This is a genomic window from Gordonia desulfuricans NBRC 100010, from assembly GCF_001485495.1.
In the GTDB taxonomy this organism is placed as follows: domain Bacteria; phylum Actinomycetota; class Actinomycetes; order Mycobacteriales; family Mycobacteriaceae; genus Gordonia; species Gordonia desulfuricans.
In genome coordinates, this window is record NZ_BCNF01000110.1 from 1 (window position 1) to 24,019 (window position 24,019).

25 protein-coding genes are annotated in these 24,019 nt (G+C 65.1%); 17 read left to right on the plus strand and 8 right to left on the minus strand.

The window, feature by feature from the left end; genetic code table 11:
• The first annotated feature begins 11 nt into the window (after positions 1 to 11).
• Together GD1_RS17330 and GD1_RS17335 are read left to right on the plus strand one after the other, a co-directional pair.
• Positions 12 to 410 carry a heat shock protein transcriptional repressor HspR gene (locus GD1_RS17330; RefSeq protein WP_053776706.1) on the plus strand — a complete coding sequence of 133 codons (399 nt, stop codon included), beginning with the start codon at positions 12 to 14 and terminating at the stop codon, positions 408 to 410.
• Positions 411 to 486: 76 nt separating this feature from the next.
• A complete protein-coding gene (locus tag GD1_RS17335) occupies positions 487 to 954 on the plus strand; it encodes an SRPBCC family protein (protein ID WP_020794328.1) in 468 nt (155 codons plus the stop codon).
• Positions 955 to 970: 16 nt separating this feature from the next.
• Here GD1_RS17335 and GD1_RS17340 read toward each other — a convergent pair whose 3' ends face one another.
• The 3 genes from GD1_RS17340 to GD1_RS17350 are packed head-to-tail and all read right to left on the minus strand — an operon-like array spanning position 971 to position 3,088.
• Positions 971 to 1,234 (minus strand): DUF3263 domain-containing protein, encoded by a 264-nt coding sequence (locus tag GD1_RS17340; protein ID WP_020794329.1) that lies wholly within the window; start codon positions 1,232 to 1,234, stop codon positions 971 to 973.
• 43 nt (positions 1,235 to 1,277) lie between these two features.
• A complete protein-coding gene (locus GD1_RS17345) occupies positions 1,278 to 2,588 on the minus strand; it encodes an amidase (protein WP_053776707.1) in 1,311 nt (436 codons plus the stop codon).
• 41 nt (positions 2,589 to 2,629) lie between these two features.
• Positions 2,630 to 3,088: a hypothetical protein gene (locus GD1_RS17350; RefSeq protein WP_152972659.1), complete on the minus strand. Its 459-nt coding sequence runs from the start codon at positions 3,086 to 3,088 to the stop codon at positions 2,630 to 2,632.
• A gap of 169 nt (positions 3,089 to 3,257) precedes the next feature.
• On the opposite strand from GD1_RS17350, the gene GD1_RS17355 reads away from it, so the two are divergent.
• The 4 genes from GD1_RS17355 to GD1_RS17370 all read left to right on the plus strand — a co-directional run bounded on the left by GD1_RS17355 (position 3,258) and on the right by GD1_RS17370 (position 6,711).
• On the plus strand, positions 3,258 to 4,427 hold the full coding sequence (locus GD1_RS17355) for an acyl-CoA dehydrogenase family protein (RefSeq protein ID WP_020791574.1): 1,170 nt from the start codon (positions 3,258 to 3,260) through the stop codon (positions 4,425 to 4,427).
• Positions 4,428 to 4,472: 45 nt separating this feature from the next.
• Entirely contained in the window at positions 4,473 to 5,786 is a 1,314-nt protein-coding gene (locus tag GD1_RS17360; RefSeq protein WP_053776710.1) for an aromatic ring-hydroxylating oxygenase subunit alpha, read from the plus strand.
• Complete coding sequence (locus tag GD1_RS17365; RefSeq protein WP_053776711.1) at positions 5,779 to 6,288, plus strand: aromatic-ring-hydroxylating dioxygenase subunit beta; 510 nt, start codon at positions 5,779 to 5,781, stop codon at positions 6,286 to 6,288. Before GD1_RS17360 ends, GD1_RS17365 begins: the two co-directional genes overlap by 8 nt.
• Before the next feature lie 99 nt (positions 6,289 to 6,387).
• Positions 6,388 to 6,711: a hypothetical protein gene (locus GD1_RS17370; protein WP_152972660.1), complete on the plus strand. Its 324-nt coding sequence runs from the start codon at positions 6,388 to 6,390 to the stop codon at positions 6,709 to 6,711.
• A 75-nt stretch (positions 6,712 to 6,786) separates the two neighbouring features.
• On the opposite strand, the gene GD1_RS17375 is transcribed toward GD1_RS17370, so the two are convergent.
• Together GD1_RS17375 and GD1_RS17380 are read right to left on the minus strand one after the other, a co-directional pair.
• Complete coding sequence (locus GD1_RS17375; RefSeq protein WP_020791203.1) at positions 6,787 to 7,401, minus strand: nuclear transport factor 2 family protein; 615 nt, start codon at positions 7,399 to 7,401, stop codon at positions 6,787 to 6,789.
• 58 nt (positions 7,402 to 7,459) lie between these two features.
• Positions 7,460 to 8,479, minus strand: a complete 1,020-nt coding sequence (locus GD1_RS17380; protein ID WP_020791207.1) for a PDR/VanB family oxidoreductase — start codon at positions 8,477 to 8,479, stop codon at positions 7,460 to 7,462.
• Positions 8,480 to 8,724: 245 nt separating this feature from the next.
• On the opposite strand from GD1_RS17380, the gene GD1_RS17385 reads away from it, so the two are divergent.
• Genes GD1_RS17385 through GD1_RS17395 form a run of 3 tightly spaced genes read left to right on the plus strand, consistent with a single transcriptional unit; the run spans position 8,725 to position 10,382 of the window.
• Positions 8,725 to 9,585, plus strand: coding sequence for an alpha/beta fold hydrolase (locus GD1_RS17385; RefSeq protein ID WP_202927159.1), 861 nt, complete (start codon positions 8,725 to 8,727; stop codon positions 9,583 to 9,585).
• A gap of 4 nt (positions 9,586 to 9,589) precedes the next feature.
• Positions 9,590 to 10,087 (plus strand): flavin reductase, encoded by a 498-nt coding sequence (locus GD1_RS17390; RefSeq protein WP_053776712.1) that lies wholly within the window; start codon positions 9,590 to 9,592, stop codon positions 10,085 to 10,087.
• A 43-nt stretch (positions 10,088 to 10,130) separates the two neighbouring features.
• Positions 10,131 to 10,382: a hypothetical protein gene (locus GD1_RS17395; protein ID WP_053776723.1), complete on the plus strand. Its 252-nt coding sequence runs from the start codon at positions 10,131 to 10,133 to the stop codon at positions 10,380 to 10,382.
• Positions 10,383 to 10,433: 51 nt separating this feature from the next.
• Here the strand turns inward: GD1_RS17395 and GD1_RS17400 are convergent, their stop codons facing one another.
• Positions 10,434 to 11,267 (minus strand): IclR family transcriptional regulator, encoded by an 834-nt coding sequence (locus tag GD1_RS17400; protein WP_053776713.1) that lies wholly within the window; start codon positions 11,265 to 11,267, stop codon positions 10,434 to 10,436.
• Positions 11,268 to 11,583: 316 nt separating this feature from the next.
• Here GD1_RS17400 and GD1_RS17405 point away from each other — a divergent pair, with 316 nt between their 5' ends.
• The 3 genes from GD1_RS17405 to GD1_RS17415 are packed head-to-tail and all read left to right on the plus strand — an operon-like array spanning position 11,584 to position 15,047.
• The gene (locus GD1_RS17405; protein WP_059038537.1) at positions 11,584 to 12,951 is read left to right on the plus strand and encodes an FAD-binding oxidoreductase; all 1,368 of its coding nucleotides are present in this window, start codon (positions 11,584 to 11,586) and stop codon (positions 12,949 to 12,951) included.
• 38 nt (positions 12,952 to 12,989) lie between these two features.
• Positions 12,990 to 14,111, plus strand: a complete 1,122-nt coding sequence (locus GD1_RS17410) for a maleylacetate reductase (RefSeq protein ID WP_020790682.1) — start codon at positions 12,990 to 12,992, stop codon at positions 14,109 to 14,111.
• Between the two features lie 21 nt (positions 14,112 to 14,132).
• Entirely contained in the window at positions 14,133 to 15,047 is a 915-nt protein-coding gene (locus tag GD1_RS17415; RefSeq protein WP_053776714.1) for a hydroxyquinol 1,2-dioxygenase, read from the plus strand.
• 79 nt (positions 15,048 to 15,126) lie between these two features.
• On the opposite strand, the gene GD1_RS17420 is transcribed toward GD1_RS17415, so the two are convergent.
• Positions 15,127 to 16,266 (minus strand): LLM class flavin-dependent oxidoreductase, encoded by a 1,140-nt coding sequence (locus GD1_RS17420; RefSeq protein ID WP_059038539.1) that lies wholly within the window; start codon positions 16,264 to 16,266, stop codon positions 15,127 to 15,129.
• 205 nt (positions 16,267 to 16,471) lie between these two features.
• Here GD1_RS17420 and GD1_RS17425 point away from each other — a divergent pair, with 205 nt between their 5' ends.
• Positions 16,472 to 17,722 carry an NAD(P)/FAD-dependent oxidoreductase gene (locus GD1_RS17425; RefSeq protein ID WP_059038541.1) on the plus strand — a complete coding sequence of 417 codons (1,251 nt, stop codon included), beginning with the start codon at positions 16,472 to 16,474 and terminating at the stop codon, positions 17,720 to 17,722.
• 95 nt (positions 17,723 to 17,817) lie between these two features.
• On the opposite strand, the gene GD1_RS17430 is transcribed toward GD1_RS17425, so the two are convergent.
• Positions 17,818 to 18,762, minus strand: coding sequence for a quinone oxidoreductase family protein (locus GD1_RS17430; protein WP_020790674.1), 945 nt, complete (start codon positions 18,760 to 18,762; stop codon positions 17,818 to 17,820).
• Positions 18,763 to 18,967: 205 nt separating this feature from the next.
• On the opposite strand from GD1_RS17430, the gene GD1_RS17435 reads away from it, so the two are divergent.
• From GD1_RS17435 to GD1_RS17450, 4 genes are all read left to right on the plus strand, one after another.
• Entirely contained in the window at positions 18,968 to 19,564 is a 597-nt protein-coding gene (locus tag GD1_RS17435) for a TetR/AcrR family transcriptional regulator (RefSeq protein WP_020790675.1), read from the plus strand.
• A gap of 101 nt (positions 19,565 to 19,665) precedes the next feature.
• Positions 19,666 to 21,111, plus strand: a complete 1,446-nt coding sequence (locus GD1_RS17440) for an aldehyde dehydrogenase family protein (RefSeq protein ID WP_059038543.1) — start codon at positions 19,666 to 19,668, stop codon at positions 21,109 to 21,111.
• A 111-nt stretch (positions 21,112 to 21,222) separates the two neighbouring features.
• Positions 21,223 to 23,157 (plus strand): primary-amine oxidase, encoded by a 1,935-nt coding sequence (locus GD1_RS17445; RefSeq protein WP_020792655.1) that lies wholly within the window; start codon positions 21,223 to 21,225, stop codon positions 23,155 to 23,157.
• Between the two features lie 10 nt (positions 23,158 to 23,167).
• On the plus strand, positions 23,168 to 23,785 hold the full coding sequence (locus tag GD1_RS17450; protein ID WP_059038546.1) for a hypothetical protein: 618 nt from the start codon (positions 23,168 to 23,170) through the stop codon (positions 23,783 to 23,785).
• Positions 23,786 to 24,019: the final 234 nt, after the last annotated feature.

Genomic DNA, 24,019 nt, shown 5'->3' on the forward strand with positions numbered 1-24,019 from the left:
GGCGATGAGTGATGGCCGGTCAGAAGAACTTCGACGCCGACGGCGCGACCTTCATGATCTCGGTGGCCGCCGAGCTCGCCGGCATGCATGCTCAGACCCTGCGGACCTATGACCGCCTCGGTCTGGTCACCCCGCAGCGGACGAGTGGCGGCGGTCGCCGCTACTCCTCCCGCGATGTCGACCTCCTGCGTGAGATCCAGCGTCTCTCGCAGGAGGAGGGTGTCAACCTCGCAGGTATCAAACGGATCATCGATCTGAGCAATCAGGTCGAGGCGCTGCAGCAGCGCGTCCGTGAGCTCACCGACGAGGTCGCCGCGTCGCGGAACCGCCGCGGCGGCGAGCTCGTCCCGGTGCCCCGGACCAACGCCCTCGTCGTGTGGCAGCCGCGTCGTAAGCGTTCCGCCGACTGAGTGAACTGTCTCGTTTCACGAGACGCGAACCGACCGATCTCCCGAGGAGGCCGGTCGGTCCGCGTACGTTGGATGTATGGCATCCGACACCGTCACCACCGTTGACTCGGGCCCACATCGTGTTTCACGGCGCATCGTCGTCGACGCACCGGCCCACGAGGTCTTCGCCCTCATCGCCGATCCGCATCGTCACCACGAACTCGACGGTTCGGGGACGGTGCGCGACACGCCGGTCAAGGGGCCGGAGAAGCTCACTCCCGGTGCGCGATTCAGTGTCGGTATGAAGCAGTTCGGTGTCCCGTACACCATCACCTCCACCGCGACCGACGTCCAGACCGACAAAGTCGTCGAATGGAAACACCCCATGGGCCATCGCTGGCGTTGGGAGCTGGAGGCCACCTCACCGACGACCACTCAGGTCACCGAGACCTTCGACTACTCGACGCTCAGGATCCCCAAGATCATGGAACTGATCGGCTACGACAAGAAGAACGGTCAGGGCATCGAGGACACGCTGCGCGCGCTCGCGCAGCGGTTCGCCTGATCCCCGTGCTGTCACCTCACGACGCGAGCCAGAGGCGTCTCCGGGCCACCGATCTGATGGCTGCCACCGTGGCGACCGAGAAATCGCTGTGCTCGTCGTCCAGTGTCTCGAGTATGTGGGAGAAGTACTCGCGAGAGGTGATCCCGAAGGTTTCGAAAATCTCCTGGTCAGAGCCGCCGCCGTGCCGGTACCACTGCGCCAGGAAGTCCAGGGGCGTCGTCTGGTTGTCGGCAGGGAGGTTTCGTCGCTCATTGTTCGGACGGAGTTGATGGACGGTCATGGCTTCCTCCTCTGAGAGTGGCGGGCGGGTAGGTCGGTCGTCGTCACTGCGCTGCAGTGCGTTCTGCCTGTAACGCGGCCTCGAGTCGGCGAGCGACCTCGAAGAGCTGCGCCTCTCGACCCGGGCGGCCGATCACCTGCAGTCCCAGGGGCAGACCCTGATCGTCGCGGGCTCCCGGGACGACGACGACGGGCAGGCCGAGAAGCTGCCACGGCCTGCTGAGGATCGGCGAGCCGGTCGCGTCGAGGCCGGCGGGCGCCGGGCCGAGGGCGGCGGGTCCGACGATCACCGCGTTGTCCCCGATGATCGAGAAGAGCTCGGTGCGGGCCAGATCTCGACGATCCAAGGCGTCCCGGTGGGCGGAATCACGCACCAGACGTCCGTCATCGAGCAGGGCACGCAACTGCGGACTCAGTGACTCGGATTGGGCTGTGTGGACCGGTGCGAGCCTCCGACTCGCCTCGTACGACATGACGGTCGAGTGATCGTCGGAGAGGGTCCGCACCGCATCGTCCCACTCGAGCCGGCCGTAGCCGAGCCCTGCGGTCGAGAGGATCGCCGGGAGCGATTCAATGAGATCGAGCATCGCGGGATCCAGGACGCCGAGGTCGCTGCCCCTCCACATGAGTACTTCAGTGCCCGCGGTCTCACCGGACGCCGACGCGGGATCGCCGGTGAAAGCCGAGTAGACGTAGTGGAGATCGTCCACGGTGCGCGTGAGAATGCCCAGAGAGTCCAGGGTTTCGGACATTCCGGTGACACCGGCGAGGCTCGCGGACCCCTGCGCGAGCACCATCCCGGCAACCCCGCAGTATGACGCCGGTCGAGTCAGCGAGCCCGCTGTCTGGGTGCCCAACGCGATCAGGACGGTACCCGCGCCGACCGCGGCCGCCGACCCACTCGACGAGCCTCCGGGAGTGTGGTCCAGAGCATGTGGATTGCGCGTCGGTCCCGGGGCGAAGTAGCCGTATTCGGTGGTGACCGTCTTTCCCTGGATCACCGCGCCCAGTTCGCGCAGGCGGGCGATGCACGCCGCATCCGATGCCGCGGGACGGTCAGAGGTCGTCACGCTCCCGGCGCGGGTGGGCAGGCCGGCCACGTCGATGAGGTCCTTGACCCCGACGGAGATCCCGCACAAGGGCAGGTCTCCCGGCCGGGCATCGACAGCACGGGCGTCGATCGCCCCGGCGTCGTCGACGACGGAGTCGGACAACGTGACCCACGCCGCGAGATCAGGTTCCCGGCCGGCGATCTGTTCCCGGGTTTGCGTGACCAGGTCGCGCGCGCTGAGGACACCGTCGCGCACCGCAGCGGCCTGATCACCGAGCGGGAGGCTCCAGTGGTCGGTGTTCATCTCTCCTCCAGTGTTTGTCCGGTGGGACGATGTGTAGCCCGTCAACCGCGCGGGACGGTCGTCCATCCGGGGATCGTCGTGCGGGTCGAATAGCCCTGCGCTGTCATCTCTTCGACGACGCGCTCCCGGAATCCGTCCACATCGGCGGCTTCGGGGACGACGACGATGACCCCCCGGGCGATCGCGAGCAGGCCCAGATCGATGGCGAGGCTCGACACCGACCGCGAGTTGTGCGGAACGGACACGTGGTGGGATGCCGCCCGCCCCGTCGCGACCACCTCGACGATCGGCACCACCGTCAGTCCGTCAGAAGTCTTCTCGCGCAGACGTTGTGACGCCCGCTGTGCGGTCGGCAGATCGGCGCATGACAACACCACCGGTTGCTCACCGGTGTCGGTGAACGCGTCCTGGTCGCGCTTCAGGTCGCAGGCTCGGTCGACCACCGCGATGAAGAAACTCTCGGTGGACAGACTCTGGGGTGGATCGAGAGCCACGGTCACGGTCACCTCCGGGATCGGTACGTCGGTGGTGGAACTCTCCGTCCACAATCCCGCGGGCGCCATCGGAGGGTTCGATGAGCGGACCACCGCGGACCACGAAATGCCTCGTCGGTCAGGTGAGTCCGGTGAGCGGTCCGGGCTCTCGATCCACTCGTTCTGCTGCTGAACCATGCAGAAAGTCGAGAAGGTGAGGAAGAAAACGACTATGCGAGACACAGACAGTACGTGCGATCCGGCCTGGGACGAGGTTCTCACCGAGCTCGCCGAGAGGCGCTCGGAGTTTCACAAACAGGGCTACGTACCACGCGATTTCATCGAGAAGTTCTTCCCTCTTGGTGTCTACCGTCACGCGACCCCGGAGAAGTTCGGGGGTGAGGTGATCCCGCCCCATGAGTTCCTCACGATGGTGGAGCGAATCGGACGTGTGGACGGTTCCACGGCTTGGGTTGTCGCCTTCGCGTCGTCGAACACATATCTGGGTGCCCTGCCCGTCGAGACGCAAGCCGAGATCTACAGGAACGGACCGGATGTCGTCGCGGTGGGTGGTCTGTTTCCCATGCAGAAGGCAGAACGGACAGAGACCGGTTTCCGCGTCAGCGGGCATTGGAAGTTCGCGAGCGGCTGTATGGCCGCCGACTACATCAGTGTCGGGTTGCTGGACGAGTCGGCCGGGGGCAAACCGCGTGCAGCCGTCCTTCCCGCATCCCGCGTCACCACGGTGGACAACTGGGACGTGTCGGGTATGCGGGCCTCGGGGTCATTCGACACGATGGTCGAGGACGCCGAGATCCCTCTGGACTGGACGTTCGTCCGCGGCGGCAAACCGCTGATCGACGAGCCCCTGTTCCGGTATCCGCTGATCGGCTACCAGGCGCAATGCCACGCCGCGATCGGACTCGGAGTCGCGCAGGCTGCCCTGGACTACGCGCAGCAGGCCGGCTCCTACCGAGGGATCACAGGGGCGCCGCCGGTCGGCGAACGCGCCTACCATCGCACCGAGTTCGCGAAAGCCTATGTGGCGCTGAAGTCTGCGCGGGCGTATTTCCTCGATGTCGCAGAGGAGGTGTGGGAGACGGTGCGTGCCGGTGATGAGGCGCGCGACGAGCAGAAGGCCCGTATCCGTCTGAGCGCGGTCAACATGTCCGACGTCGCGAGTCAGGTCGTGCACGACATCTCCGCGATCTCGGGTGCAGCGATCATCAACAATTCACACCCCCTCAACCAGATTCGCATGGATGCCCAGGTTCCCCAGCTCCATGCCTCGTTGAGTCAACACATGTACGACGACGCGGGCGCGGTGTTGCTGGGCCTGCAACCGACCACGCCGGGCTTCCTATGACACCCCGGACTGACACCGATTCACCCGTGCTGGAGGAGGAATGACATGAGCATCAACGACCTGGACATCGAGATAACCGCCGACAACGTGCACGACCTGGCCCCCGCGGACCTCGTCCAGAGTGATCGCGTGGCAGGCCGCGTGTACACCGATCCAGAGATCTTCGAACTCGAGATGAAGAACATCTTCGAGAAGACCTGGATCTGGGTAGCACACGAAAGCGAGCTGCCCAAGCCGGGAAGCTTCAAATCGACCTACGTCGGCCGGAATCCGGTCATCGTGACCCGCGACCGTCGCGGCGAGTTCCGCACCCTGGTCAACCGTTGCCGGCACCGCGGCGCGAGCGTGTGCGAACAACCCAGCGGGCAGGCAAACGGCTTCACGTGCCCGTATCACGCGTGGTCTTACGGTCTGGATGGGAAGCTGCGCGGGATTCCCTACCCCGACGGCTATGAAGGCGTCATGGACAAGAAGGACATGGGCCTGAAGACCCTGCGGACCGAGAGCTACCGCGGCATCATCTTCGCCACGTTCAACGAGGACGCCGAACCGCTCGAGGAGTTCCTCGGCGACGTCAAGCTCTGGGCGGACCGGTTCCTCAAGCAGGGTGGCGGGTACCCGATCAAGGTCATCGGCACACATCGCTTCAAGTTCAAGGGAAACTGGAAGATCCAGCTCGAGAACACCACCGACGGTTACCATTTTCCGATCGTGCATCGATCGTGGATGGCCTCTGTCGACGCCGAGACGGCCGACATGTTGAGCTTCATGACCGACCCGGCGTCGACGTGCCACGACCTGGGGAACGGCCACAGCGTCATGCACATGGTCCCCGAGCACATCGACCTCGATGACGACGACGGTTCCGAGCCGCTGCAGCCCCGGTTCGACGATCTCGTGGCGGAACTGAAGTCCGCCGGCGTCGACGACGAACAGATCCGCAAGCTGGTCCGGTCGATGCACGGCACCGGTTCGAACCTCAACCTGTTCCCGAATGTGGGCCTGTCCTCGGCGTTCTTCCGTGTCCTGCGGCCGATCAGTGTCGACGAGACGGTGATCGAACATGTCGCCCTCGGGCCGGACGCGCCCGCGGAGATCGCGGGACCGGTCATCCGTGAGCGCCTGCGCATCCACGAGAATTTCCAGGGGCCTTTCGGTTTCGGAACTCCGGACGATGCGGAGGGGTGGGAACGGGTTCAGCGGGGCGCGCAGACGTCGCCCGAGATGCCCATCATGGTGAACCGTGGCCTGAATCGCGAAACCCTCGCACCGGAGGGTTGGCCGACTTCGCACAGCACCGACGAATCGGGAATGCGTGCCGCCTATCAGATGTGGAAGAAGATGATGAGTGATGACTGAGGCCATCGTGACGAGTCGCCTGGCAGACGTGCGTGTCCAGCGTGCGATCGAATTGATCTGGCGGGAAGCCTATCTGCTCGACAAGAAGGACTACGTCGAGTGGAAAGATCTCTACGCCGACGACGCGATCTATGTGATCCCCGTCGACGCGTCGACCAATGATTTCGACAACGCCCTCAACATGGTGTTCGACGACAAGCGGTTACGCGAGGAACGTGTCAAACGCCTGATCGAGGGCTATGCGATTTCGGCCGTCGACGCGGCGAACACGGTCCGTACGGTTTCCCGTTTCATGCCGGTGGCGGTGACCGACGAGATCGTGGAGATCGCGGCCGGGCAGGTGGTCGTGGCCTTCAAGCGCGGACGCCATGACCTGTGGGCGGCCGACGTCGAATACACCATCCGGCTGGGCGTCTCGGAAGGCGACGACCAGATCGCCAGGAAGGTCATCAGGTTGATCGACTCGGACTCGCCGGTTCCCGCCGCGGGTTTCCTGTTGTGACGCAACAGCAGTGATCACGAGGACAGGCGTCCTGGGGCTTCCCGAGTCCCCAGGACGCCCGTTTTCTGTGTCGGGCAAGAAAACAGTGAGAGGTTCAGAATGAGGATTCTGGTGTTTCCCGCCGAAGAGCGGATGGCAGTAGCAGAGGCGGACGATCTGAAGAGGTTCCAGGTCGACGTTCACGGCGAGGTGACCGAGCCGGGACTGAATCGTGCTCTGGGTGGACTGGGGTATGCGGACGGTGTCGAACACGTGTGGGTCTCCGTCGACGAGCTCGTCCGATCGTCAGGTCGAGCCGAGGATCCCGAGTGGTACAGCGCTTTCGGGAAGATGGTCGAGTACGCCGGATCGAAGGGGTGGACCGACGGGGACGGATCGCACCTACGGGCACACGTCGTCCCGGTGGCCGGCGCATCCGCGTAGAGCCGTCAACGACAAAGCCGTGGTCACCACCGAGATCTCGGAGGTGACCCACGGCTTCGTCGTGGATACGGCCGATCAGGAGTCGGCGGCGGTGCTGTCCGCGTACACGTGATCGTTGGTGTGGTCGGTGCCGGGAGCCTTGAGCAGGAACGACTCCGACGGGTAGCTCGAGGCGAAGAAGTCCGGCAGGTCGACGATCGCGACATTCTCGGTGCGGGTGCGCGTGATCTTCCAGACGCCGTCGACCTTACGGAACGCGTTGTTCAGACGGCTACCGCGGATCAGCGACTTGCCGTCCTCGAAGAGCCACGGCTGGAAGTGAATCCACTGGCCATCGGCCTCGTCGCCGTGAACATGGATCTGCTCGGACGTGAGGTAGTGGGCGTTCAGGAGCAGGCGGGGGTTCTGCTCCTTCGGCCAGAACCGATTGAAGTGCGCACGCAGTTCATCCTTGCCGACGGCCCGGCCGAACTGGTTGTCGTAGTACTCGCCGACGCCCTCCCACACGGCATCTTCGGTGTACAGATCGAGGATGAGCTCGATTCGCTGCGCGTCGTCCACGACTCCGAACTCGGGGCAGGGGGTGTCGCAGAGGAACATGTAGCGGGCCTGGATTCGGCGGATGTCCGCTTCGGCCTCGAGGGCTTCGATGCGCTTGACGAGGGATTCGATCGTGGCGTTGTCGGTCATGGGCTTTCCTTCTCTTGTTGATGGACGAGTCGTCCTGGCGAATCAGGACCAGATGACGTCAGTAGAGTTCGATGACGAGTTTCTCCGTTAGTGCCCGCGAAACACACAGCGCCATCTCGTTGTTGGCGGCTTTGTCGGCGGCGGAAAGGCAGTTGTCGCGGTGGTCGGGTACACCGTCGAGGACTCCGGAGACGCAGGATCCGCAAACGCCTTCTTCGCATGACTTGAAGACCTCGATCCCGTGCTCCTCGAGAACCTGCAGGATCGTGCGATCGGCGGGCACATCGTACGATTCGCCGTCGATCTCGACGACGAACGGACGGTCGCCCGCGGTGTCGATGTCCTTGGCGGTGAAGTTCTCGATGTGGACGTGTCCGGCGCCGACGGTCTCGCCGAACACCTCGGAGACCTGTTCCATGAATCCATCCGGCCCGCAGGTGTATACGTGACTGCGCGGCGTGAGCGTCTCTCTGATCGAGCGGAGGATCGCGGGTTGCTCCCGTCGCGGGACCCCGGGGTGCAGGAGCACGTTCGAGCTGAACTCGACGCCGCTCGAGAGGAGATCGGCGAACGCCATCTCGTCGCGGGAGCGGGCGAAATAGAGGAGTGTGAAAGCCGCTCCGCGGCGGTGGAGTTCGTGTGCCATGTTCAGCAGCGGGGTGACCCCGATGCCGCCGGCGACGAGGACGTGCTGATCGGCGCCGTCGTCGATCGCGAGGAGATTGCGCGGTTCGCCGATCGTGAGGCGGTCTCCCGGAACGACCTCGTGCAGGGCCCGGGAGCCACCCCTCGAATCCGGTTCGCGCTTCACGGCGATCAGCAGCCCCGACAGATCGGACGGTTCACCGCAGAGCGAGTACTGGCGGAGAACGCCCGTCGGACCTGTGACGTCGATGTGCGCGCCGGCCTCATAGGGACGGAACGGCGATCCGTCCTCGCGGACGAGTCGGAGGACCCGCACGTCGCGGGTCTCCTCGACGACCTCGTCGATGACCGCGGTGTGTGATCCGCCGAGCTCCGCGGTTGACGATGATCCGACGGCGGGGGAGGTCCCTGCGTCCTCCGAGATTGTTGTCACGGTGGCCCTTTCTCGTGCTGAGGGCGCGCGCAGGCGGCGCCCTACGGTGCCGATTGTTCTCGTACGCCCGACCAGGCGACATGATGTGGTCCGGTGACCGAACCCACAGCCGGATGGTGCCGAGCGGGAAGATGGAAAGTTCTTTGCTGCAACGGGGTTCGGTGAGCGAACCCGTTCGTTCCGCCGAGGTCTCGCGGCTGCGATCGTGGTCGGCGACACTGTGGACTCGAGTCAGGAGCACAACCATGACCGACGTGACCGTTCGATGCGGCTACGCCGACACCGACCTGGGGCAGTTGCACTACGCGGAGGCGGGCGGGGGCGGAGGTGCTCCGGTGCTGTTGCTGCACCAGACCCCGCGCTCCTGGGATGAATACCGTGAGGTGTTACCGCTGCTCGCAGCCAACCGTCGCGTCATCGCGATGGACATGTACGGATTCGGTCTGTCGGCGAAACCGCCGGTGGGAACGCCGCAGACGATCGAACAGTACGCCCTCGGCGCGATCACTCTCCTCGACGCCCTCGGCATCGAGAAGTTCTCGATCGTGGGCCATCACACCGGGAGTTTCGTGGCGTCGGAGGTGGCCTCGGCGGTTCCTGATCGCGTTGCCGCCCTGGTGCTCTCTGGCGCCGAGTACGCGGACGCGGAGTTCCGTGACACCGTGACCCGGGAGATGCACGGTGAGGAAGTCGAGGGTGGAACCGCCGGTGATGTCGACGTCGCGACCGTCGAGGACGACGGTTCCCATCTCCAGGTGCTGTGGAGCAAGCGAGCACCGGTCTATCCGGATCACCGCCCCGACATCCTCAACCGGTACATCCGCGATGCACTGGCACCCGGCGTCGATCCTGCCGAAGGTCACCTCGCTTGTGCCCGTTACCGGATGGAGGACCGTGTCGACCTGGTGTCCGCACCGATACTGATCCTCGCCAACACCGGTGACCCGGTGTCCTATCCGCATCGTGATCGCGTCCTGACGGCCTATCCCAACGCAACGTCGGTCGAGATGGTCGAGATCGTGGGTGGGACTGTGCCGGTCATGGAACACAAGACGGCCGAAGTGGTTGCCGCGCTTGAGGAATTCTTCGACAAAGTAGGGGTGTGAACCGATGACCGCAGAGCTTTCGCCGACCCAACTGGCATTTCGCGGCGCGATGGCGAACCTGTCCGCCGGCGTCGGCGTGGTCACGACCGACGGCGAACACGGCCGTGCGGGTACGACGGTCACCGCATTGTGCTCGGTGACGGACTCGCCGCCCACGATGGCCGTGTGCGTCAATCAGACGGCCACCGCGCATGACGCGTTCGTGTCGAACGGTCGTATCGGTATCAACGTGCTCGGCCAGGAGCAGCAGGACGTGGCGTTGATCTTCGCGAACGCCACAGACATCCCGCGGGAGAAGCGGTTCGACGACGAGCGGTGGGATCTCGCCGGCCATGGTGTTCCTGTCCTCGAGGGATCGATGGCCTCACTGGTGGGCCGGATCTCGACGGTGGCTCAGCACGGCTCGCATTCGGTGCTCTTCGTGGAGATCGACACCGTGCTCACCTCCGCCGACGGCGGCGGCCTCGTCTACTTCCAGCGAGAGTTTCATGCCGTCGGGTGAGGGCGGGGGCGGTTCGACCACGGCCGACAGTGAGACTCCGCGCATGACGCTCGTCTGTTACAACGACACCCACGGGTGGGGGTGGAAGCATGTGGACTTGTTCGTCCACGATGCCGCCGGCCGCGAACTCGGCTGGGTCCATTGGGGAGTGCCGGAAGACGGTCCCGACGCGGCGGACCGGGTCACCGCGACGGTGGAGCCGTCCCTGCGACGTACATCGGACTGGCGACACTCGCAGAGTGCAAGTGGCATGGACTATTGGGAGGCCGACGCCTCCTGGGCCGACCAGAGCTGATGACGCGCTGCTGCCGGAGACGCGCGTGTGGCTCTCCGGCAGCAGGAAACATCAGACCGCCCAACGCTCGGGACTGCGGCGCGGCCGGGTCGCCGGGCCGCCGAGCCCGCGCGAGATGTCGGCCGAGGCCGACCACAGCGCGTGAAGAACCTTCTGGTCGTCGCGGCGCTCGGCCGCCATCGAGATCGAGATGGCGGCAACGACTCCGCCGGTCGCCGGACCGAACACCGGGACCGCGATGGTCTTGTATCCGGGCACGCAGCGCTGGTTCTCGTCCGAGTAGCGGCGCTCACGGATGGACGCGAAACGTAGGTCACGTTCGCGACGGGTGATCCCGAGGTGGGGCATGGTCGCGGCGTCGAGCTCGCTCGGGGTGAAATCGCCGTAGGCGAGGAACAGCTGACCGGAAGCGGTGGTGTGCATCGGGACGCGGTATTCGACGGAAGCCAGAAGACGCATCTCGCGCCGTCCGGCGAACCGCTCGAGGTAGACACACTCCGAACCCTGCGGTACCGCCAGGTGGGTGACGCCCTTGGTCGCCGAGCGCAGGTCCATCAGGGCGGGCCGAGCCATGGACCGCAGGCTCGCGGGTCCGGGAACGAGCTGTCCGAGTTCGAACATGCGCCAGCCGAGTTGGTAGCCGTCGGGGGTCCGCTCCAGCAATCCGAGGGACGACAGTTCCATGGCCAACCGGTGGGCGCTCGCCTTCGGAACACCCGAGCGCCGGCTCAGTTCGGTGAGACCCATAGTGCTCGGGCCCGCACCGAACGCCGCCAGCAGTTGATGCGCCTTGCCCAGGACGGAGATCGGATGGGTGGTGGCGCCGCTGCCGATCTCGACCGTTTCGGTCTCGGCGATGTTCGACGCTGTGTTGATGTTGACCATTCTTGCTCCCGCTGCCTTGCCTGGGCGTTTTCCATTTGGACAACAGAATTCTGCGCAGATTGTGTTTCCGGTTGCAGCCGGTTCAAGTTACGAATGTGAAACGTTGTCCATTTGGACAACGACTCGCGTTCGGCTGGGTTCGGTCAGCGAACCGGAGCGTGGTCGAGGGTTCGAACGCTGTGTGATCGTGCCGAGGACCCGATCGCCAGCCGTCTGCGAGGAGCACCGTGCGCCACCCTGACCTGTCCCATCTCCCCGAGCCCGCGGCCCGCCGCCCCCGAGTCGAGAGCCCCGAGGCGAAAAGCGTGCGAGCCCGATGACCGCCGATATCACGGTGACGGCATCAGGTGTCGTCGAGGCGCTCCGCGGCAGGCTACGAGGCGAGGTTGCGACACCGTCGGACGCTCGGTACGGCGAGCTGGTCGCGGGATTTCATCTGGCGTTCGCCCATACGCCGCCGGTGGCCGTCGGGCCGACCGGCGTCGACGATGTCGTCGCCATCGTCACCCTGGCGCGAGAAGCCGGGCTACCGGTGACCGCGCTCGGGGAAGGACACGGTTTCCATCGCGGGGTGAGTGACGGAATCCTCGTGCGCACCCGCGGGCTGCGGTCGGTGACCGTCGACCCGGCCACGAATACCGCCAGGATCGGTGCCGGCACCAAGTGGCAGGAAGTCGCCGACGCTGCGGCCCCCTTCGGCCTGACGCCGCTGTCCGGATCCGATGCGGGTGTCGGTGCCGTCGGGTACGTGCTGGGTGGAGGCCTGGGGCCACTCGGCCGGACCTACGGTTATGGCGCCGACGCGGTCATCTCGTTCGACGTCGTGACCGGCGACGGGCGTGCGCTCACGGTCGACGACCAACACCACGCCGAGCTCTTCTGGGCGTTGCGGGGCGGCAATCACGGGCTCGGCATCGTCACCGCGATGACGGTCAGGCTCGTGCCTCTCGACACCGTGCACGGCAACGCGTGGTACTATGCGGCAACCGATGTCGAGGCGGTGCTTCGGGACTGGGTGCGATGGTGTGGCGGCATCCCCGACACCATGAACACCTACGCCCACCTGGTCCGGATGCCCGACGATCCCGAACTCCCCGAACCGCTCCGTGGCCAAACCCTGCTCGAACTGATCCACATCTACGTCGGCGACGAATCCGACGGTCTCGAATTGGTCGAACCTCTTCTCCGATCGGCCGAACCGGTGTTCCATGAGCCGGGAAGGGTGCGCGAGGACACGATGGCCCCGGTGACCGTCGCCGACGGCGGAATCTATCTCGACGACCTCGACGACGAGGCCGTCGACGCGATCCTGGCACTTGCCGGACCGCAACATTCCTACGACGACGTCCCCCTCGTCTCGGTGGGTCTGCAACGCCTGGGCGGCGCGCTGGCCTCGCCGAGGACGTCGAGCAATGCGGTGACCGGACGTGACGCCGCGTACGCATTCCACGTGATCGGCGCGGAGCCCGACGTGATCGACACGGTGATCACGGATCAGATCCGTGCCCTGCACTGCTGCGTGGACAGGTTGAAGAGCTCCGGAACGATCCCGAACTACATCGGAAAGGCCAACGAGCCGGGCGAGGTCGACCGCGCCTGGCTGCCGGACGTGCGCCGACAGCTGGGTCGGGTTCGCGAGCAGTACGACCCCGACGGAATCTTCCGGGACAGCCACACCAACTGACGCGTTCACGATCAACTGGCATACAAGGAGGTATCGCCATGGCCATGGAGTTCGTCCATGTGACAAATGAACAACGGGTCCTGTTCGGCCGGGGTCAGGTGACCAGACATCTCCGTGACGAGGTCGACCGCATCGGGGCTCGTAAACCCCTGTTGATCGCGTCGGCTCGGGACTCGGGACTGGTCGAACGAATGACGGCGGTACTGCCGCCCGTGGTCCGCATCGACGAGGTGCGGCAACACGTGCCGATCGAGAATGCCGAACGTGCGCGTCTCGTCGCACGTGAGTCGGGCGCGGACGTCCTGATCGCGGTCGGGGGCGGGTCGGCGACCGGACTGGCGAAGGCCATCGCCCTCACCGGCGGACAACCCATCATCGCGGTGCCCACCACCTATTCGGGGTCGGAAGGCACCGACATGTGGGGCTTGACCGAAAACGGCACCAAGACAACCGGGATCGATAGCGCGGTGCTGCCGGTCAGCGTCATCTACGACGCTGATCTCGCGGCGACGCTACCAATTGGGTTAGCAGTCGCGAGCGGCCTGAATGCGCTGGCGCACTGCGTCGATGCGCTGTGGGCCCCGCGTGCCGATCCCATCAACCAGGCATTGGCACTCGAAGCGACGCGTGCGCTGTCCGCGGCGCTGCGGGACATCGCCGGTGATTCGCCGGACATCGACGGCGAGGAGGCGGCTGCCGGCCGTGAGACCGCGTTCTACGGCACCTATCTCTCCGCGGTGGCCTTCGCGTCGGCCGGGTCGGGGCTCCACCACAAGATCTGCCATGTGCTCGGCGGGACTTTCGACATGCCGCACGCACAGACCCATGCTGTGGTCCTCCCGTATGTCCTGGCACTCAATGCTCCCAAGCTGCCTGCACTTTCCGGTCGACTTGCGGAGGTTCTGGGCCATCGGGTGGACGACAGAAGCGGGGCGCCCCACGCCGTCCAAGCCCTCGAGGCCTTGCGGACCGACGTGGCTGCGCCTCGATCACTGGCCGCTCTCGGCCTCCGAGCCGACGACATCCCCGAGGCCGTCGGCCGCGTGGTGGCGATCGCGCCCCCGTCCAATCCCGCGCCGGTGACCAGTGAGTCCATCGATGCGCTGCTCCGCGCCGCGTGGGCGGGTACGCCCGCGACGGAACTCCGCCCGAGCGTGTGATCAACCACCAAGGAGACAATCATGGCCCTGTCCACCCACGCCCGCCTCGATGACGACCACGAGCGGCAAGCGGTGCACGAACAGCTTCTGACCGATCGTGTCGTCGCATCCTTCGAGCAGGCGACCGATCCTCGCCTGAAGGAGGTGATGCAGGCACTGGTCCGACACCTCCACGCGTTCATCCGCGATGTGCGCCTGTCGGAGTCGGAGTGGCGCACCGCCATCGAATTCCTGACCGCCGCCGGACACATCACCGACGACAAGCGGCAGGAGTTCATCCTGCTGTCCGACGTGCTCGGTGCGTCGATGCAGACGATCACCATCGCCAATCCGTCCGTCGGGAATGCCACGGAATCAACCGTTTTCGGGCCGTTCTTCCTCGAGAACTCGCCCGAGATCCCGCTCGGAGGAGATCTCGCCGGCGGTGCCAGGGGTACGCCCTGCTGGTTCTCGGGTCGTGTCACCGACACCGACGGTCTGCCGGTGCACGGTGCGCGGATCGAAGCCTGGGAATGTGATGAGGACGGCTTCTACGACGTGCAATACGGTGACGACCGGATGGCGGCTCGTGCGCACCTGTTCACCGACGAGAACGGTGAATACCGTTTCTGGGGACTCACTCCCGTTCCATATCCCATCCCGCATGACGGCCCGGTCGGCAAGATGCTCGACGCCGTCGGGCGTTCACCGGTGCGCGCGGCACATGTGCACTTCATGGTGAGTGCCGACGGTCTCCGTACCCTGGTGACCCACATCTTCTCCCAGGACGATCCGCAGATTGCACTCGGAGACAGTGTTTTCGGTGTCAAGGACTCTCTCATCAAGGAGTTCGTGCATCACGACGCAGGTGAGGCGACACCCGACGGGCGTGCTGTCGGTGACCGGTCGTGGGACAGCGTCCGGTTCGACATCGTGCTCGCGGCCGAGGATGCCTGACCGCTCGCGACAACCCGAAACAACAGGTGGGCCGTCACCTCTGGGTGACGGCCCACCTGTTTGTCTGTCGTGACGACGGTCAGAGCTCGAACTTGCCGACGCCCTCGATGCCGACACGGGTGAAGGAGTTCTCCGGGATCGATCCCTTACGTGCCTTGAAATGCGGGATGACGTACTTGCCGATCAACTCGATCGTCTTGAGGGTCTTGGAGTGTCCGTACCCGTCGATCTTCAGCACGACCTCGTCGATGCCCATCGCCTCGAGACGTTCGCAGCGCTCGATGAAGAAATCGGGGTCGCCGACCATGAGCATCGGGGTGGTGTCGTTCAGGTACTGGAGATCATCACTGCGGTCACGGATGTTCTCGTACAGCTTCTGCCAGTACTGGTAGCCCGGCGCCTTGGTGCCGGCGAGACCCGCGGCGAGGTCTTCGACGCTCTTGAGCATCGCCCGCATGCTGACTGCCGCGTCGTCGAACGCCTGCTCCTTTGTTGCCGCGCAATAGGCGGGGAATGTGAAACCGGTGATGTGCGGATTGACGGGGTACAGGTTGTCGATCGGTTCCGCCTCTTTGAGTCCGCGCTTGTACTCGTCGATCACCATCTGCTGGTACTCCCAGCCCAGATAGCTGTCGGCGGTCATGACGCCGAGTCCCATCTTGCCTGCGAGATAATGGGTTTCCGGGCTGGTCGCGGTCGCATAGATGGGCGGGAGCTCCTGGCTCTCCAGACGCGGGGTGACCGAGACCCCGTCGATGTCGTAGTAGTCGCCGTGGTAAGTGATCTCATCCTGCGCGAGGGCGCGGATCACGACCTCGATGTGCTCGCGCCATTCGTCTCGCGTCTTCTCTGGGTCGACCCCGAACCCGCGCATGTACTTCTCGTTGTTGGATCGTGCCGTCGCGAACTCGAAGCGCCCGTTGGACAGGATGTCCATGGTGGCCACGCGTTCCGCAACGCGCAGAGGGTGATTGAAGCCCAGACAGGTGATCGCCATCTGGCGGATCTTGATGCTGTTCGTCCGGTCGGCCAGGATCGGCATGATGACCTCGGGTGCCGAGATCGACCACTGGCCCTCCATGAAGTGCTGTTCGGAGGTGCCGATGAAATCGAAGCCCATCTCCTCTGCGAACACCAGTTCCTTGATGGTCTCGCGGAGACGGACTCCGTACGACATGCCCAGGTTCACCTGGGCTTCGGAAACGACGCCGAATTTCACGGTTACTCCTTATTGCGTCAGGGGTTGAGGGGTCGCCTCGGTGATGAGCGCGTCCTTGTCGGGTGTGACGTGTCGGCATCCCGCCGATGGGATTTCACCCGTGCCGCCTCAGTGTCGGAGCCCGCACGGCGCCACTCCAGAAGGCGGACCGGTGAACGGACCCGGGAAGCCGTGAAAGGGCGCGAGTGTCCGTACCGTCGCATCTGTGAACGACCTCGATGCTCAACAGACCTATTACGCACTCGGATTGGCCACGCCTGAGCGCCCTCCGTTGTCCGGTACACACACCTTCGATGCAGTGGTCGTCGGAGCCGGTTACGCGGGTATCTCCGCGGCAACCGCATTCGTCGAGGCCGGAATGAGTGTGATCGTTCTGGAGAAGGCAACCGTCGCGTCAGGTGCCTCGGGCCGCAACGGCGGCATCCTGTTGCTCAGCGAAGGCACGCATCTCGGCGACGCGGAGGAGTCCTCGATCGTCGACGAGTCGCTCGGCGCGGCAGCCGATGAACTCGTCAGGTTCATCGAGGACAACGGAATCGATGCCGACCTACGACGCGGCTCCATCCGGTTGGCGATCACCAAGCGGCAGGCGGCCCAGCTGGCGAAGTCGGCGGTGGCGGGCTCCGAACAGGCCAGAGCCGGTCGACGGTATCTCGACCGCGAGGACCTGAAGGAGTTCTTACGGTCCGATCGCTATGAGGCCGGCCTCTACGAGCGTGACAACATCAACCTCAATCCGCATGCGCTCCTGGAAGGGCTTGCGGCTCATGCGGAGAAGCTCGGCGTCGTCATCGCCGAACACAGCCGGGTCACGGGGATGCACGCGGGCCGTGACCGGGTCACGGTGATGACCGATACGGGGGAGATCCATGCGCAGCGTCTGGTGGTCGCGGCGGGAACCGGCTCCGGTGACGTCGTCCCGTCCACCCAGAAGACCCTGTTCACTGGATACTCGCAGATCGCGGTGACCGAGCCGATCGACGAGGCGATTCTCGACGCGGCGATGCCGTCGTGGTACTCGACGTCGGAGATCGCGTCGTTCTCGCGCTACTTCCGCCGACTCCCGGGCAACCGCCTGCTCTTCGGCATCAGCACGCTGTTCGAGACCATCGACGGACCGGCGCTCGAAGACCGCATCCGCGACGAACTGCGGGACACCTTCCCGACGCTCGGCGACGTCGCGTTCCACAGCGCCTGGGAGGGTGCGATCGCCTCGACCGTCGAAGAGACGCCACTGCTGGATCGCATCGCGCCCACCGCCGTGGTCACCTCGAGCAACGGTGTGCTGGCATCGTGGAACGGCGGACGAATCGCAGCCGCGGCCACCAGCCCCGAATACGCCGCGTACGACCTCCTCCGCGTGAACCGGCACAGCAACTGGCCGCCGCTGGGCGCTCCGGAAAGACTGGTGCGCAAGGCCGCACAGAATCTGTTCCGGATCAAGGACCGTCTGTGACGGCATGACGCTGCAACTGCGAAGCGGGCCCGGAACGTCAGTGTTCCGGGCCCGCTGAGCATTTGGTGGCACGACCGAATTTGGTGGCCCGATCGTCAGAAACGAATCACGGCCCGACCGGTGACCGAACCATGGGAGAGCCGCTCGAGTGCTGTCGACGCTTCGTCGAGTGAGAACTCCTCGACCGTCACCCGGAGTGTGCCGTCCGCGATCTTGGGAAGCAACGACCGTGCGACCTCCTGTGCCCGAGGTTCTTTGTTCAGCAGGTTCACCGGTGCGATGGTGACGTCGGAGAAGAACCAGTTCGGAAGATCGATGGTCAGCTCGGTACCGGCCGTGTAGCCGAGACAGGCGACCTTGCCGCCCGGCTTCACCCACCCGATCCGTTCGCTCAGCGACTGGCCACCGATCGTGTCCAGCAACAGATCTGCCGATTTCGCGTCTCTCAACGCGGAGGTGGCCGCGGCGTCGTCGAGCGCCACACCCCGAACTCCCTCGGGCAGGCGTGCGAGGCGATCGGCGCGGGAGACCAGCGCGATGACCTCGGCGCCGGCGTCTTGTGCGAGTTGCAGTGCCATCGACCCGACCGCGCCGGTCGCACCGCTGACCAGTACCGTCTGTCCGCTTTCGAGCGCCCCGACATCGAAGAGCGCGACGTAGGCGGTGGTGGTCGGGACGAAAAACGTCGCGGCGATCGCCGGATCGAGCGGCGTACCGAGAGGCATCAGCGCGTCGTCGGACACGGCGACCTGCTCGCGCCACGTTCCGTCGCGATCGAGTCCGATGACTCCGTCGCGGAAGATCACCTGGGTGCCGGGCGCATGGGTATCGGATTCGAGGACGGTCGCCGCACCTTCGCAGCCCGGCACGTAGGGGAGCGGGGGAACCAACTCGAAGCGTCCGGTGGACACGGTGATGTCGAGATGGCTCACCGTCGCGGCGTCCACGCGGACCAGGGTCTCACCTGGGCGTCGCGTCGGAACGGGTATGTCCTCGACCACCGGGGGCTTGTCCCAGTCGTGGATTCGGGCGGCGCGCATGGTGAAACCTCTCGGTCAGGGTCGGAACATCCAGAATGGCCGGGAACCCCTGTTGCGCGAACGGCCGGTCCGCTGACCGAACCTGTGGCGGCCTCGTCGGCGGTCAGCCTGACCAAATGACCCAACACGTTCGCCGTATCGAAGTGGAACTCCGATACCGTGCAGGTGAAACGGACACGCCGGCACTCGACTCGGGGAGGACCACATGACGGAAACCGCGCCATCCGCGACAAGCGGCGGTGAGGGGGATCCGGAAACCCGGCGGCGTCTGCTGGATGCCGCGATCCACATCGCGAGCACCGATGGGCTCGGCAAGGTCACCTACCGGTCCGTGGCCGCGCACGCCGGCCTGTCACATAGCCTGGTGCGCTTCTACTTCGGATCAAAAGAAGCCATGGTCAGCGAGGCCCTCGAGCGTGCCGCGCATCTCGACGCGGACGAATCGCAACTCCGCGCAGACTCGATCGACGACTTCAACCGGGACTTCGTCACCGTCATGTCCGGTGAGCGCAACCGCGGCATGCTGCAGTACGACTACTTGTTACGGGCGGTACGCGGTGGTGTGCCCCTGGAGCGCCTCGTGGCCGTATACGACATCTACATCGGGCAGGTCTCCGCGACACTCGAGGAGATCGGTGTCACCGATGACGACGGTTCGCTCGCCGCACTCGTTCTCGCTGCGGTCGACGGGCTCGTGATGCAGCACGCCATCTACGTGTCGGACGACCGCTCGGAGCGCATCCTCGAACGGCTCCGTGAGGTGCTGCGCGTCCTGCAGAGCCATGGGGCCGCCGACGACTGACGGTTCGTGCGGCCGACGGTTCGGTCAACGGACCATCCGAGTGCTCTCCCGGTTGCCGATATGACACCTTCGGCGGGTACCGCGACCGAAGGAGACACCTCGTGCCCGCCACTCAGCTGTTGATCGGTGAGGAATGGGTCGACGCAGCGACCGGAGCCACCGGACAGACCGTCGATCCCGCCACCGGAGAGATCCTGGCAGACTTTGCCGAAGCGAGTCCCGCAGATGTGGACGCTGCCGTTTCCGCAGCGAGGTCGGGGTTCGAATCCGATGAGTGGCGGTCGCTGACGCCCGATGCGCGAGGGAAGATCCTGTGGCGCATCGCCGATCTGATCGAGGAGAACGGCGCCGAGCTCGCGGCGCTGGAGACCTCGGACCAAGGACAGCCCATCGGCGTCAGCACCAACGTCTCGATCCCGTTGGCCGCACAGACCTTTCGCTACTACGCGGGCTGGGCGACCAAACTCGAGGGCAAGGTGTCGCCGGTCTCGATCCCCGGTCAGTTCACCTACCAGCAGCGCCGCCCGCTCGGGGTGGTCGGCCTCATCACTCCGTGGAACTTCCCGTTCGACATCGCCGCATGGAAGCTTGCACCCGCGCTGGCCACGGGGAATGCCGCAATTCTCAAGCCGGCCGAGCAGACCCCCTTGTCGACGGTTCGACTCGTCGAGCTGGCACGTGAGGCGGGAGTCCCCGCAGGCGTCGTGAATCTGCTCACCGGTGGTCCCGAGGTGGGCAAGGCCCTCGTCGCTCATGACGGGGTCGACAAGATCTCGTTCACCGGGTCCACAGCCGTGGGACAGGACATCGTCCGCGCGGCGGCGGCGAGCCTCAAGCGTGTCGGCCTCGAGCTGGGTGGCAAGGCCCCGAGCATCGTCGCGCAGGACGCCGACATCGACGCCGCGGTGATGGGAAATCTGCAGGGCGCGTTGTTCAACACCGGACAGGCATGTGGCGCGTTCACCCGGTTCTTCGTTCACCGCTCGCGGGTGGACGAGTTCGTCGAGAAGATCGCGGCGGCGGCCGACGCGCTGAAGATCGGGCCCGGCTCCGATCCCGAGACCGTCGTCGGACCGCTCGCATCCGCCGAGCACCTGGCTCGGGTCCATGGCTTCGTTACCTCCGGGAAAACCGAAGGGGCACAGCTTGTCACCGGTGGTGAGCGCGTCGGCGGTGAACTGGAGAACGGGTTCTTCTACCGGCCGACGGTGTTTACCGAGGTCACCGACGAGATGACCATCGCACGCGAGGAGATCTTCGGGCCCGTGCTGTCGATCATGCCCTACGAGGATCTCGACGAGGCCATTGCGCGTGCCAACAACACCGACTTCGGTTTGGCGGCGGTCGTCTGGACGCAAGATCTCAAGACCGCACACAGCCTGCCCGAACGAATCGAGGCCGGCACGGTGTTCGTCAATCAGCTTCCGCTCATCGACCCGGGCGCCCCGTGGGGCGGGTTCGGCAAGAGCGGTTGGGGTCGAGAGATGGGTGCCTATTCGCTCGACGAGTACACCGAGACCCAGTCCGTGTTCATCAACCTGGGCTGAAACGCCCCAGGTATCAACGAAGTTCGACCAAGCAGCACCGAGACGGTGAACTCCGCCCCGCCGGGGCGTGGTGTCGTAGCCGGTTTCCGGGGCCCGGAAAGGAAGCTCGATATGCACAGCCACCTCTTCGACGCGTTGACCGCCGACGAGATCAGTGCCGTCTCCACCATCGTTCGCAAGGCCGGGATCGGCGGTGAGCGGCCCGGTTTCGGGTCGGTCTTCACCCAGGAACCCGACAAGGCGCTCCTCCGCGCCGGAGCGGCGGTGTCTCGTCAGGCGCGCGCACTCGTCCTCGATCGGACCTCGGCCGCGACCTTCGACGTCCTGGTCGATCTGGACGACGAGTCGGTTGTCTCCAGCACGCAGCTCACCGACGGTGGTGCGCAGATGCTCGAGGAAGAACTCGAGATCATCCATGACCTCGCCAAGCAGGATCCGCGCTACATCGAGGCACTCGCGAAGCGCGGCATCACCGATCTGACGCTGGTGCAACTCGATCCGTTCGGGGTGGGCAACCGCGCCGACCTCGACGTCTCCGGTCGTCGGCTGTGGGCCTGCGTGACCTACTACCGTCACTTCCCCGAGGACAACGCGTATGCGCACATCGTCGAAGGTGTGATCATCGTCGTCGACACCGTCCGCAAAGAGGTGTTCGACGTGGAGGACCACGGCGTCAAGCCGATGAACCCGACGTGCGACAACTACACCGCAGAGCACAATCAGCCGCTGCGCGACGACATCAAGCCGCTCGACATCATCCAGCCGGAGGGCGTCAGCTTCAGCCTCGACGGCCCGCAGATGGAATGGCAGAAGTGGCGGTTCCGCATCAACATGCATCCGCTGGACGGTCTCGTGCTGTCGGGTGTCGAGTACCGCGACGGTGACACCTACCGTTCGGTGATGCATCGTGGATCGCTGGCCGAGATGATGGTTCCCTACGGGATCCCCGAAGCGGCACACTACTTTCGAAGCGCATTCGACGCCGGCGAGTACGGACTCGGGAAGATGGCCAACTCACTGCTGCTCGGGTGTGATTGTCTGGGGGAGATCACCTACCTCGATGCGGTCATGGCCGACGACGACGGAAACCCGACGACGATCAAGAACGCGATCTGCATCCACGAAGAAGACGCGGGCATCCTCTGGAAGCACACCGACTGGGTCACCGGCAAGGTCGATGTCCGGCGGTCGCGCAAGCTCGTCGTCAGTTTCATCGCCACCGTGGGTAACTACCACTATGGCTTCTACTGGAACTTCTTCCAGGACGGTCACATCGAGGTCGACACCAAATTGCTGGGCATCGTCCAGACCATTTCCTACGAATCCGGCGAGGTGCCGCCCCATGCGACGCCGATCGCCGAGAATCTAGCGGCCACCTGGCATCAGCACCTGTTCTCGTTCCGTCTCGACATGGAGGTCGACGGCTGGGAGAACTCGGTGTACCAGAACGATGTCGACGCGGCGCCGGTCGGGGACGCCAACCCGTACGGGAACGCGATCGCGGTGACCAAGACACTGATCGGGCGTGAGCAGGACGGAGACGGCCTGACCAACCCGCAGACGGCGCGGAGCTGGACGGTCGTGAACCCGAACAAGGCGAACAAGTGGGGTATGCCGGTCGGCTACAAGCTCATCCCGGGCTGGGCGTCGGACACCCTGATCGCTCAGGAACCGTCGCTGATGGTCAAGCGTGCCGGCTTCGCAACCAAGAACATGTGGGTCACCCCGTACCAGCCGGATGAGATGCACTCTGCCGGTGACCATCCGAATCAGGACCGGTCCGGAGCGGGTCTGCCGACCTGGACAGAGGCGAATCGTCCGGTGGAGAACACCGACGTGGTCCTGTGGCACACCGTGGGAGTGACGCACATCCCGCGTTCGGAGGACTGGCCGGTGATGCCGACCGAGGTGGCCAGCTTCATGTTGGTGCCCAACAACTTCTTCGACAAGAACCCTGCTCTGGACGTCCCGGACCTGAGCAAGAGCCACTGCTCGTCCTCGGGGTGCAGCCATTGCCCTCCGGGTGAGTGCACCTGCGGCCACTGAGGGAGTCGTGATGCACACGATCTTGACCCTGGCCGCGTTGATCTCGATGGCGGTCGCGCTCATCGGTTGTGCGGAAGGCAAACGGATCGACGTCCGTAACCTCATGACTATGTCGGTCATGCTCCTCGGCATGGTCGACGTCATGGCACTGGACAGCCGGATTCTGCCCACCTTCGCATGGGTGGCGGTGTTCGCGCTCGCCGCGGTGTCGCAGCTCTTCGGGCCCGACGATTCCGGCCTGCGGTATGTGCGAGTGGCGACGTCGGCAGTCATGGCGGTCCTGTGTGGTGTCATGCCGGCTGCCCTGGGGGCTGGGCGCAGTGCGCATGCCGCGACCGCCGGCTCGGCTCCGGTCTCGCCTGGGCCGACGGGCCACTTGCGTACAGGCCACGGCGCCCACGGCGCGCACATGTCGGCCGATTCCGTTGCGACACAGGCGTCGACGGCCGGTGTCGATGGTTTCTGGCCCGCAGGTCTGGCGATCATGGTTCTGCTGGTGGTCGCGTACGCGGGATTCTTGCTGTGGCAGGTGAGGTTCGGCCGAGGCCGGCGGACCCTGCGATCTCGTATCGAGGTAGGGGCGGGAGTCGCGTCGGTCGGTGCCATGACCGCGATGCTCTTGCTGTGACTGCACATCTCGAAGGCAACGAAAGGGCCGGCAGGGCGGAGATATTCGCCCTGCCGGCCCTTCTTTGCTCTCGGAACGTTCGTCCGTTACCCCTATTTCGCTGCCGTGCCGGGGATTCAGGAAGATCTGGGGGGCGACGCTGTGGGCGACCCGGTTGAACTCCGTGTCGGCGTCGCGGACCTGCCGCTGCTCGGCGCGAGCGCTCGATCGCTGAACGAACACCGAGAAGGCCCC